The 12,050-nt window shown below is 59.7% G+C and carries 10 protein-coding genes and 1 pseudogene; 2 read left to right on the forward strand and 9 right to left on the reverse strand.

The features are described from left to right. Positions 1-123: 123 nt before the first annotated feature. The 4 genes from ACODR6_RS30035 to ACODR6_RS30050 form a co-directional block, all read right to left on the reverse strand. Entirely contained in the window at positions 124-5,241 is a 5,118-nt protein-coding gene (locus ACODR6_RS30035) for a DEAD/DEAH box helicase family protein (protein WP_489026117.1), read from the reverse strand. A gap of 103 nt (positions 5,242-5,344) precedes the next feature. Continuing rightward, positions 5,345-5,746, reverse strand: a complete 402-nt coding sequence (locus ACODR6_RS30040) for a DUF3085 domain-containing protein (RefSeq protein WP_489026119.1) — start codon at positions 5,744-5,746, stop codon at positions 5,345-5,347. A 10-nt stretch (positions 5,747-5,756) separates the two neighbouring features. Beyond that, complete coding sequence (locus ACODR6_RS30045) at positions 5,757-6,362, reverse strand: DUF1419 domain-containing protein (protein WP_489026121.1); 606 nt, start codon at positions 6,360-6,362, stop codon at positions 5,757-5,759. Positions 6,363-6,473: 111 nt separating this feature from the next. After that, positions 6,474-7,460, reverse strand: a complete 987-nt coding sequence (locus ACODR6_RS30050; protein ID WP_489026123.1) for a DUF3991 domain-containing protein — start codon at positions 7,458-7,460, stop codon at positions 6,474-6,476. A gap of 381 nt (positions 7,461-7,841) precedes the next feature. Here ACODR6_RS30050 and ACODR6_RS30055 point away from each other — a divergent pair, with 381 nt between their 5' ends. Continuing rightward, the gene (locus ACODR6_RS30055; RefSeq protein WP_489026145.1) at positions 7,842-7,988 is read left to right on the forward strand and encodes a hypothetical protein; all 147 of its coding nucleotides are present in this window, start codon (positions 7,842-7,844) and stop codon (positions 7,986-7,988) included. A 267-nt stretch (positions 7,989-8,255) separates the two neighbouring features. Here ACODR6_RS30055 and ACODR6_RS30060 read toward each other — a convergent pair whose 3' ends face one another. The 3 genes from ACODR6_RS30060 to ACODR6_RS30070 are packed head-to-tail and all read right to left on the reverse strand — an operon-like array spanning position 8,256 to position 9,862. Then, a complete protein-coding gene (locus ACODR6_RS30060) occupies positions 8,256-8,852 on the reverse strand; it encodes a hypothetical protein (RefSeq protein ID WP_489026125.1) in 597 nt (198 codons plus the stop codon). 44 nt (positions 8,853-8,896) lie between these two features. Beyond that, positions 8,897-9,640, reverse strand: a complete 744-nt coding sequence (locus ACODR6_RS30065; RefSeq protein ID WP_489026127.1) for a CbtA family protein — start codon at positions 9,638-9,640, stop codon at positions 8,897-8,899. Positions 9,641-9,652: 12 nt separating this feature from the next. Next, positions 9,653-9,862 (reverse strand): CbtB domain-containing protein, encoded by a 210-nt coding sequence (locus ACODR6_RS30070; RefSeq protein WP_489026129.1) that lies wholly within the window; start codon positions 9,860-9,862, stop codon positions 9,653-9,655. Positions 9,863-9,941: 79 nt separating this feature from the next. Between ACODR6_RS30070 and ACODR6_RS30075 the strand changes: the two genes are divergently transcribed. Further along, entirely contained in the window at positions 9,942-10,655 is a 714-nt protein-coding gene (locus ACODR6_RS30075) for a histidine phosphatase family protein (protein WP_489026131.1), read from the forward strand. 59 nt (positions 10,656-10,714) lie between these two features. Here the strand turns inward: ACODR6_RS30075 and nrdF are convergent, their stop codons facing one another. Then, a complete protein-coding gene (nrdF, locus tag ACODR6_RS30080; protein ID WP_489026133.1) occupies positions 10,715-11,704 on the reverse strand; it encodes a class 1b ribonucleoside-diphosphate reductase subunit beta in 990 nt (329 codons plus the stop codon). 17 nt (positions 11,705-11,721) lie between these two features. After that, positions 11,722-12,050 (reverse strand): annotated as a pseudogene (locus ACODR6_RS30085) (class 1b ribonucleoside-diphosphate reductase subunit alpha); the annotation flags it as partial.

Raw genomic sequence — 12,050 nt, forward strand, 5'->3', positions numbered from 1 at the left:
AACTAAACCTCCAGAGGGGAACAGCTGGTGCGGCGGAACTGGGAGGTGACCGCACATATGCATCAGCTGTGTGCGTTATGATGAATTTTTCATCGCAATGCACCTGAAATTTGTGCGGTGCAGCTATGCGGGCGACGCTTGGCTTGCCTCAGCGATCATATCCGCTGCCAGCAACGCTTCGTTCTCTCGCAGCTGCCGTCTCTTCTCCTTGAGTTCATTGGCAAATGCAAAGACGCCTCCTTGCCTCGACCGGTACGAGGCCAGCCGTCGATGCGCCTTCTCAAGGTGTCGGCGATAGCGCTGCTGCTCCTCTTGAAACCCGCCGAGCGCATGTTCGAGACGGGAGATGGCGCCGAGCGGCGTGACGGTGACGGCAAGATCGACCTCTTGGGTCGCGCCTGTGCGCTTAAGCAAGGTCTGATAGTGAAAACCCTCCTTGCCAATCCGTTCGCCCTCAAAGACGAGATCGAAGCCGCCTATTGTCGCGAGATGAAATTCGCCTTGGCTCTGGAGCTGCACGAGCGTCAGGATTTCTTTCATGACGGCGCGGCCCGCTTGCCTACGTTCCGTATAGGTTTGGCCGAGCGCCGTCATCGTGAAGGCGTCACCGCTTGTTGGGATGAGCCGGGCAATATCCTGTCCGATCTCGTCGATCCGACGCGTTGAGTGTTCGATGTCTCGCTCTGCGTCCCTGATCTGCCGACGGACCGCGTAGAGATCGTCCTCATGCGCTGCACGAAGGCGTTCAAGTCTGGCGATGTCGGCTTCGAGCCCCGCCTTCTTCATCAGGCGTTCGTCACCCGACGCGATGGCCTTGGCCATGGCGAACTGGTTGGCCTGGCCTTCGCCGAGGTCCTCGAGCCTCCGGATCGAGGTATCACCGGAAAGGGCGGCGGCGATGAAGCGGGCCTTGCGCTCATTGTTCTGCCACATGGATGCGTCGAGCGATCCTTGCGTGGCATAAGCGAAGATATCGACGACATCGTGCTGATTGCCTTGGCGAACAATCCTGCCCTCGCGTTGTTCGATCTGGGAGGGCAGCCATGGCACGTCGAGGTGATGAAGCGCCTTCAGCCGCAATTGAGCGTTGACGCCCGTGCCCATCGTTTCGGACGAGCCAATCAAGAAGCGAACCCTGCCGGCGCGCACGTCGCCAAACAGCCGTTGCTTGGCCTCGGTCTTTTTGAAGTCCTGCATGAAGGCGATTTCGGAAGGTGGAATACCGAGCCGGACGAGCTCGTCGCGGATCCAGCGATAGGCGGAGAAACCCCTGACCTTCTCGACGTTGATCGTTCCGAGATCGGAAAAGATCATCTGCGCCGCACCCGGCAGCTCGTAAGGCTTTCCATCGGGACGCAGATATGTGCTTTTCGATGTCTCCAGCCAGATCCGGAAGGCATTTCGGATCAGAAGATTGAGCTTGTTCTCCGGCTCGTCGTCCACCGCCGGCATGACGAGACGCAGGTCGATCGCTGCATGGCGACCGTCGGTGATCACCGAAAGCAGGATATCATCTCCGGGCTTTGCCGGCCCTTCGCGTTCCTCTATGGCCTTGATCCGGGCTTCGAGGAGCTGCTGGTAGGTCTTGAACATTGGCGTGGGAGCCGCGGTCATGATCTGCCGACGTCCGGTCGAAATGTCCGGCACCCGCACATACTCCCGCAGGTCCGACGGCATCACGACATCCGCAAAGCTGCGGAACATCGCGATCAACTCGGGCACATTCACAAACGAGGCAAACCGGCTGACCGGCTTGTATTTGCCAGACGGCTGGATTTCGAGTTCGGTGACGGTGTCGCCGAAGCAGGATGCCCAGGCATCGAATTCATGGAGCCCACGCTCGTGAAGGTCAGCATGGCCGAGCAGGCGCTGGATCGAAAACATCTCGCCCAGCGTGTTGGTGATCGGCGTTCCGGACGCCAGCACCAGCGCACGGCCTGGGTTCTTGGTCTCGATGTATCGCGATTTGACATAGAGGTCCCAGGCACGCTGCGAGCCATTGGGATCGATACCTTTCAGGGTCGACATGTTGGTGGCGAAGGAGAGTTTGCGGAACTCCTGCGCCTCGTCGACGACGATCTGGTCGACGCCGATCTCCGAGATGGTGAGGAGATCGTCCTTCTTCGTGGTCAGTGCCTGCAACCGCTCTTGCAGCCCTTCCTTCAAACGCTCGAGGCGTTTGCGCGACACACGGTCCTCACTATTTACCTTGACCAGCAGGTCTTCATAAAGCTGCAGCTCATCCTGGATCATCTGTTGCTCAAACGCGGAGGGAACGCCGATGAACTTGAAGGCCGAGTGGGTGATGATGATCGCATCCCAAGTCGCAGTTGCTGCTCGGCTCAAGAACCGGGCGCGCTTGTCCTTGGAGAAGTTGGTCTCGTCCGCGACGAGAATTCGGGCGTTCGGATAGAGGGCTAAAAACTCGCGGGCTGCCTGTGCCAGGCAATGACCCGGCACGACCAGCATAGCCTTGGCAATCAGCCCGAGACGGCGCTGTTCCATGATCGCGGCTGCCATCGTCATCGTCTTGCCGGCGCCGACGGCATGGGCGAGATAGGTCGCGCCATCGGCGATGATCCGCCAGATGCCACGTTTCTGGTGCCCATAAAGAACAAAGGCGCCTGAGGCGCCGGGAAGCTGGAGATGGGAGCCATCGAAGACGCGTGGCGCGATATTGTTGAAGCGGTCGTTGTAAACTCTGGCCAGCCGGTCTGTGCGATCCGGATCCGTCCAGACCCAGCGCTCGAACTCGCTTCGGATTTTTTGCAACTTTTCCCGCGCGGCTTCCGTATCGACGACAGTGAGCACCCGCCGCTCGCCATTCAAGTCCTTGAAGGTGTCGAAGATCTGGGGCACGCGGCTGTTCAGCGCATCGGACAGCAGCTCGCCGGCATGGCGCCGGCTGGTGCCCCATTCCGACGTGCCTGCGGCAGAATATCCGAGCTGGCGGGCCTCGACCGTCCAGGAGCCAAGTTCCGGCATATGATAGATGCGGATGTCGGCATCCATCGTCTCCTTCACGAAGGCGACGACGTCGGCAGCGGGGATCCATGGCGCTCCGAGGCGCGCAGTAATATCCGATGGACGCAGGTCGGCAGGCTGCACGCCCTGCAAGGCTCGAACATTCCGCTGGAAAGCGGGATCGAGCTCAGCGGCGGCTTCCGCTACAGCAAGTTTGGTTCGGACTTGCCCCGACAAATAGGCGTCGGCTGTCTGCCATGAACCGTCGGCCGGATCCTGGAAGATCGTCTCACCGAGTTGCTCAACCACGGCTTCGCGATCAGAATGAAGCAGCTCGGCAATATGGTCGAGATCGACACGTCCGGCTTCGTTCAGCACCACGGCCAGGGCGTCGGTGGCGCTCGTCACGATGGGCGGGGCAGGGGGAGCAATGACCCGCTCAGAGAAGATCGGACCGGGCTTGGCCGTATCGGTGTCGAGATCGTAATCTTCGATCGACGCGACAAGCCAGCAGTCCGGATCGTCGCGGAAAGGCTGTAGATTCGGCTGGCGATGCGTTTCCCTGACCTCGCCGGTCTCAGGATCCTCCTGGATTGAAACATCCGTGTGATTGATCGGACCGAAGTCGCGCACGAAGCTCGACCACGCGATTCTCAAACGCACCTGCGCATCGCGCCATGGGCGATCGGTCGATTGAGCCTTCAGAACCTCCCGCACGGCATCGCGGATCGGGATCAGTTTCCTGATGATCCGAACGTGCTTTTCCGCCATTCCTTCAAGTGCTCGGCCTTCGGCTGTTCGCCCTTTGCGCAAGGGAATGGCGACAGGTGCGCCATCGACGATTTGCATCAGGCCATGCCTGGGATCCACAAAGTAGCTGCCCTCACGGACTTTGAGATTATCCGGGCGGAGATCAACGATCTCGGCGAGCTCGTTCTCCAGATCGAGATCGATTGCGGTCGGCTCGCCGTCGTAGATGTCTTTAGGCAGGAGGGCGATCACAGCGTTCAGCTGGGTTTCGAGATCGTCGCCAGGGCGTGGCCGGCAGGTATAGGTCTCGCCAAACGGGCCTGAGGTCAGCGCATGGTCGCCAAGCACGAAGTCAGGATGACGCGCGAACCAGCGGTTCACGCGGATCGCGCCCTCGTCTTGCGTTGCGCCGCGCACTTCATCGACATCGAGCCACAGGAGGTCGCCCTCCGGCTCACCCACTTTGCGCTTGCGGAAGAACAGCACGTCAACGACGGTGTCCGTTCCCGCGTCGCGACGAAAGCTGCCCTCGGGCAAGCGGATCGCCGCGATCAGGTTTGCAGACTTGGCGATATGCTCTCGCGCCGTCGTGTCCGCCTTATCCATGGTGCCGGCGCTGGTGACAAAGGCCGCCAATGCGCCGGGTTTCAGGAGGTCGATCGATCGGGCAATGAAATAGTCATGCAGGCGAAGCCTGAGCGAACGATAGGCCCGGTCGGAGCGGACTGCCCGATCGGAGAAGGGCGGATTGCCGATGGCGAGGTCGTAGATTGGCGACAGGTCGGTGCGGGTAAAATCGCCATTGATGATCCGGGCCCGCGGCTGAAGCAGCCGGGCGATCCGGGCCGTCACCGGATCGAGTTCGATCCCGGTGAAATAGGCACGATCGCGATAGTCCATCGGCATCAGGGCCGGGAAGAGACCGGTGCCAATACCCGGCTCGAGCACCCGGCCCCCGCGCCAACCGAGACGCTTGAGCCCCGCCCAGATCGCCCGGATGATGAATTTCGGCGTGAAATGCGCATACTGGGTGCAGCGAGAAAGCGATGCATAGTCTGCCTCCGTGACCGCAGATTCCAGCGCGCTGCCAAGATCGTGCCAACCCTTTCGGAACTCGGCTTCACCGGGTCGCCGGAACATGCCGTTCGCGAGATCCGATGCGCCGAAGCCCGAGAACCGGATGAGCTTCGCCTGGTGCTCGCGCGTGACCGGAACGTCATTCCGCTCGATCTCGTTGGCCGTCAGGATCGCGGCAACGTTGATCCGCGCGCGTTCCTTCCAGCTCGCGGCAAGACCACGATCCTGGTCGTCCAGATAGAAGTTCGCCCGCTCCCCTTGTTTGCGCGCAGCCTTTGGGGCTGGCTTGCGACCCGCGCACAAGGGGGCAGGCGAGGGCGGTGTGGGATCAGGATCGTCGTCATTGGCAGCGACGGTGTCGAACCCGCCAAAGGCGGTCACACCAAGGCCCAGGCCGGACGAGAGCGCGGAACTGCCAAACATGTCGAGGGTGAAAGGATCGTTGCTCATGGAATTCTCCTTTGAGGGCTAAGCGCACGAAATCGAAGACGCCGGAGCATCGGTCGATCATGCTGAGGGGAGTGAGGGATGTGTTGGGGTCGCCGCGCCGCGCCTATGGCAGCGCGATCATCGATAGCTGCATCGTGTCCTCGTGGAAGACGATGCAGAGATGGGTCGCCCCGGGGCTGGCAGACATCATGGCTTCCAGCTGAGTGCCATCGAGAAGCTCGACGCCGTCATCGCCGCCGAACGTGGCGCGCTTGATGTGAAACCAATCGTCATTGGTGGTCGGATTGCATTCTTCGGCATAGACCACAAGTGGTCTGGCCCCGTCTGGCAGCTTGCCATTCGACATCAGGTAAACGCCATGGTCGCCGACAAGCCAGAGGCCAGGCTGTTCGCCTTCGCCGGGCCGGAGGCCGTAATACGGATTGCGGAAGCCCCCATGTGTCGCAGCATCGGTGCGACCGTGATCGAGAACATCGCGCACCTTTTCGAGCGGGAAGGATAGCATCGGATTCTCCTTAAGCCGCGACAGCTTCAGGGAGGTGGCGGAACTGCACCGGCAGCTTGGCGCAAATCTCATCATCGGTCAGATCGTCCAGGAGCTTCAGGATTGTCCCGTTGGCGCCGCTCCAAAGCATGACCGTGCGTTGTCCCTGCACCGCCGACGGCCAGCGATCACCGGCGTAACCGCGATAGGCTTCGGCAGTGGCGCTCCAGATATGCTCGAGGCGCTCGACGCGCGTCATGGCGCGGACCGGTCGGCTTTCTCGCTCGATGATCGCCAACCGCATCGCTTCCACGGCTGACCCGTCCGAGAGGTCGCAGTATCCATGGAAATGGCGAACTGTGCCGTCGATCCGAAGCGCGAAGAAGATCGATGTCACCGAACCCGTCATGAATTCGCGCATCGCGAACATCGAGCCACGGATCCACAGCGGGGGTAAGATTTCCAACATGTAGTCGTGTTCAGCTTCGGAAATCTCGAACCACTCGCCAGCATAAAGTGCCGCCGGTTCATCTTCGCCCCTCGTTGGACGTTTGGCATGGCGATCGAAAAGCGAAAACATCTGTTGACGGGTAGCACACCCCTCAAACACCTTGCGGATCGAGATCGGGTCGGACATTGGCTGCTCCTTCTGATGTTGCGGACCGAAGCGCCGAGATCCTCGCGACCTCGTCTTTTTCTTCAGTCCTTCAAGACATCTTCGGGAACGCCGGATTGCCGGTCGGCCGGGTCAAGGGCCGGCGCAGCCGGGCGAAGCTTTCCCTTGACGTGGCGGGCGGGCATGCGGCACGCCTCCTGTCCCCGTTCTTCTTTCGCTCTTCTCCTTTTCCCGTTCCTGCAGCACCTCATTCCAGTCGTTTGCGGGCGGCCGCAAGCGAAGCCAGGCACAGCCGACATCCTCGGATAGAGCCCGCAGCCGATCCGCAAAGGCATCGCCTTGGGAATTGCCGTCTGTCGCTGCAACAAGCTGCGTGTCCGACGCCGCGGCAAGGCGCTGCAGCGCTGCCGCAGTCGCCGGCGCCCATCCGCCGCCCGTACTGAGATAGAGTGTTCCCTCTCGCACCCCCTCGATCGCCGCAAGGCTCATGGCGTCAATAGCGGCCTCGGTGACACAAAGACGGTTGGCCCGGACGTCGCCAAAACGAAACAGGATCTTGCTCCCGTCTGTTGCAAAACCGCGCCACTCGGGTCCACGGCCTTCCCATCCGCTGATGGCGCCGTCGTCGTCAGTATGGGCAGCCCACATGCTGCCATAGGGGCCCTCCCGCAAGAGATTGCGATTGATCGCTGCGCGAATGACGAAGGCGGGGAGGCTGCGATCCCAGCGAAGATAACGCCATGTGGCCGACCCTGGCCAAGGCGCTCGTCGGTTGGCCCAGTCCTCGGCGATGGATTGGAGGGACTTATCCTCACGATCGCCCTGCCGCCACAGTGTGTTCGATAGCTGGAAACCGGACAGATCGGCTATGCGGTGGCAACTTTCGAGAAAATCGCACCCCTCAAGCGCGATCATCAGGCCGAAGACGTCACCTTTCCCGTCACTCAGAGGATCGAACCATCCACGCCCGGCATGCGTGACGATGATGATCTCGCCACCTCGGCGATACTTCATCGCACGTTTCGTACTTTCCTTCACATCGAGGGCAAACCCGGCATTTTCCAACACCGCCTGGCAGCCGACAGTTTCGCGAAGACGTTCTATCTCTTCTCTCTTCATGTTCGTTTCCGGCCGCATGGCGGCCGACCCTTCCTCTCGCTTCCTCCCGCAGCATGCGGGACCACTTTCCGACAGGCGCGAAGAGCAAAGGCTGCAAGGGTGCGCCTGGCAATTGTAAGATTCGACAATTGCGCGATCAGGCGCGGCGAAGCCCCCCTTGCGGCCGCTGGCTCGCAAGCGGCAGCCGGAACGGCAAAATGGGGCTCAATGAGCCCCCCAGACTGCTGACAAAGTCCTTTTTGCCCTTGCTGTCGCTACTTTGATTCCGATCCGTTCTCTTTTTGATTCAGAGACGTTCCGTGAATCTTGAGGCTTGAGAAGGTGCGTTGGGGGTTTGTCATCAAGCTGTGGGGCTCAATGAGCCCCCCATGGATGGAATTCATGGATGACCTCAAGGTCGTCGCCTGCGTCAATCTCGTCAGAAGGAAGGACGCCATACTCGCCGTCGACTTCGAAGACGGTGACCGGGACCATCAGGTCGCGGCAAAGCTGGAAGGCGTGGGACTGTGCAAGAGAAAGATCCTGTGACATTTGAGAGGCTCCATCCGGGAGCGGGCCAATTCCCGCTCGATGGCTCCGACGGGGCGCAGGGACGGGCGCGATCACCGCGCAGGCGAATGCCGAAGCGGCCGCAGCTCGCTAGCGGACCCCTTGCGGGTTGATCGTGGAAGATCCGGACCTGCGCCAGGACGCCATCACAAGAGAGCGGGATTGGACGTTCGCAGATGAATTAAGCGGAGTGACTCGATCTGGCATCTCGCAACAAACGTTCAGCTGGTTTCGTGTGCAATGATATCAGGGTGCCCGGCGTAGGAAGCATGCCGTTGTGGCAACAGTAATGACTGTCAGCGAGACAACAAGCGCAAGGGCAAGGAGGCTAGGCCAGTGGCCGATCAGCAGCTCCCAGTGAGGAGTAACAAACTCAGCCGTGGTGAATTGCTCGCCTGTAAAGACACAGCCGATCAATGCCGCGCCGCTCAAGACGGCTTCCTCATCAATTTTCGCAATCAATTCACCGGCCTGCCTTTTTACGTCCGGGATAGAACGCATATAAAGCAACAGGGCTTTCTGTGCCGAAAGATAGGCGTGGGTGCATTCGTTGAACGGACTTGCCTCATCTACAGCCGCTCGCGGCGCAAGGCCCCAGAGACAGTAGGAATATTCAATCGAGGCGTAGTTCATCAGCCGACGGAATGTGAGATCGGTCTGATTGGAAGAATGGGCGAGTTTAAAGATTGAAGCGCTGTGGCGTCCTAGGACAACAAGCTCGCCGTGGCTCACGCTCTCGAACGGCAGACCGTTGCGCTCGCCAGAAGGTAAGCGCTGGGAATGAGCAAAACAAATTCCCGCCGTCAAAAGAAATGCCAAAAATAGCAAGATAAGGTGCTTCATGCGGCTAAGTGCGAGGCCCACCGTTCAGCGGGCCCCGCAGCATCTTAACGCAACGCGGCAGCAGCCGGACGAAAATTGCCGCTCTGAGCGAGCAGCTTTTCAGCCAGATAACCGAAAGCTAACGACAGGACGGTCCAGATCGCCGCCTGGATGCCGATCGTCGCGAGCCGGAAATTATACAGCGTAAGCGCCGAGAAGTTCTCGGGAACTTCGTTGATCGGCGGCATCAGGACCTGAACGATCGCAATGAAGGCGATGTAAAACAGGCCAGCGATGATAGCGCCATTCCAAGCGCCAAAACGGGGACGCAGGTTCTTTGCCAAGGCAAATGCGGCAGCCAAGCTGCCGATGGAAGCAACCAGCATGATGAAGAACAGTTCCGTTCTGACGCCAATTGTCTCCGGGTTACCGACGGCTGGGGGATTGGGCGGATACTTAAGATCCGGCACTACCACCATGGCCACAAAAGCAGCAACGCCAATGACCGCCGACAGAGCGCGTGGACTAAGCGTGCTGCCACGTCCGTAAACAAATGCGAACACCAGGGAGAAGATGCCACCGATTGCGACGCTATATGTCATGACCCCGGTGAAGAGGCCGATACCCGCCTGTGTATCGCGGCTGACGAGCTCCGGCTCCGCTGGAGCGTTCGTCGCAGCAGCCATCTGCTCCTCGAAAGCGATCGCTCTATCAACCTGGGGTTCCCCGAAAACACGCGCAAACCCAAAGGCGAGCAAACCCGCCACGAGGCCTGCGATCAAGCCTCTTGCCAAAAGATTTCCCATCATGATCGTGGTCCTTCAGTGACAGGGAAAACCGAGGAGGTGGCGACCGTCATGCACGAACTCATGCACTTCCATCCCAGGAACGATCTGCATCGCACCTTCTTCGGTGCTGATGAAGTACAGGGCGATCATTGCCAGAAGGCCGGCAAAAATCGCCCAAGGGACAATCTGGCCCACCGGGATGGGTTGAATTGCGGTTCCAGTCGTGTAGGTCGCGGTGTTCATTCGGTCCTCCTGAATAGCGCGTTCGAATATGGACGTCGGTTGTCGGGGTCTGGCTTTCGTCCATACGATGGCGATTACAGTGGCGCGACCGCTCCAGAATTTCACTGGCTTCCCGAATATCGGCGATCTTTCTATAACAGGCGTCAGCTTACACGGCAATGTGAACGGTGCGCGTCGATTTGCGACGTGGTCAGGTAAGGACAAGATGGCAGCAAACAGGGCTACTCGGATCGCTTTGATCTGTGCCGGACAGTCTATCGGCGCGCGTTCTTCCGTATTCGGTTCTGACAAGGAACTGGTCGACGAAGAGGAAAAACGCGTCCTTCAAATGTACGCCGGGGATATTGAGGTAAATGCGCCTCTCCTTGCCGCTCCGGAACGGAATGCCGTGCAAACTGCATCATTGGTTTCGAAGACCTTTGAAATCGAAGAGCCGCTGTCCGAACTCAATTTCGGACGATGGAAGCAAATGACACTTCATTCAGTGGCAGAGGCCGAGCCTGATAACCTTCGGGCCTGGCTGTCGGATCCATATGCGGCTCCACATGGCGGAGAGACTATCGCCGCTTTGATTGAACGAGCGCGGCTATGGCTTGATAGCCAAGTCACTCGGGGAGGCAAGCTTGTCGCGGTCACCAACCAGTCGATGATACGCGCAATGTTGATCGCTATCCTTGACGCACCGGCGCAAGCATTCTGGCGTCTGGACGTGACGCCTCTCAGCAGGACTGAATTGAGCGCCGACGGACGCCGTTGGTCAATCCGCATAGATGGGCGCACAGAAAGAACATAGAGGGAGGGCGGTCATCATCGCTGACTTTGCCTTCCCTGCAGGGTTCGAGGCCCAATATCTTAGAAATCCCAGTCTTCATCCTCGGTCGCCACTGCCTTGCCGATGACATAGGAGGAGCCGGAGCCCGAGAAGAAGTCGTGGTTCTCGTCGGCATTGGGCGAGAGCGCGGACAGGATCGCCGGGTTGACCTTGCACGTCTCCGGCGGAAAGAGCGCCTCATAGCCGAGGTTCATCAGCGCCTTGTTGGCGTTGTAGTGCAGGAACTTTTTCACATCCTCAGTGAGGCCGACGCCATCGTAGAGGTCTTCCGTGTAGCGCGCCTCGTTGTCGTAAAGCTCCAGCATCAGATCGAAGGCAAAATCCTTGATCTCCTGTCGCCGCGCTTCCGGTTCGCGCTCCAGGGCGCGCTGGAACTTGTAGCCGATGTAATAGCCATGCACCGCCTCATCGCGGATGATGAGGCGAATGAGGTCGGCGGTATTCGTCAGCTTGGCGCGGCTCGACCAGTACATTGGCAGATAGAAGCCGGAATAGAACAGGAAGCTTTCCAGGAAAACGGACGCCACCTTCTTCTTGAAGGGATCGGCGCCGTCATACTGTTCCATGATCAGCGCGGACTTGCGTTGCAGGAACTCGTTTTCCTCTGACCAGCGATAGGCGTCGTCCACGTCCGGCGTCAGGCACAGCGTGGAGAAAATGGAGGAATAGGAGCGCGCATGCACCGCCTCCATGAAGGAGATGTTCGAGAGCACCGCCTCTTCATGGGCCGTTTGAACATCGGCCATGAGGCGGACCGCGCCGACGCCGTTCTGGATCGTGTCGAGCAGGGTCAGCCCGGTGAAGACGCGGATGGTGAGCGTCTGCTCCTCCGCCTTCAGCATCGCCCAGGAGGGAATGTCGTTCGACAGCGGCACCTTCTCCGGCAGCCAGAAATTTGAGGTCAGGCGGTTCCAGACCTCGAGATCCTTGTCGTCCTCGATGCGGTTCCAGTTGACGGCGCGGATAGCGCGCGCAGGGCGACCGGGTCGGGGTTTCGTTTGAATGTTCATGGGATCGGTCCTTGCGGTCACAATGCGCAGGAAACGCAGCCCTGCACTTCCGTGCCGGTCAGCGCCATCTGGCGAAGTCGGATATAGTAGATGGTCTTGATGCCCTTCTTCCAGGCGTAGATCTGCGCCCGATTGATATCGCGGGTCGTGGCCGTATCGCGGAAGAACAGCGTCAGCGACAGGCCCTGATCGACATGCTGGGTGGCCGCCGCGTAGGTGTCGATGATCTTTTCCGGCCCAATCTCGTAGGCATCCTGATAGTATTCGAGATTGTCGTTGGTCAGGTAAGCCGCCGGGTAATAGACGCGGCCGATCTTGCCTTCCTTGCGGATCTCGATCTTCGAGA

Source organism: Rhizobium sp. FG96 (genome assembly GCF_057808655.1).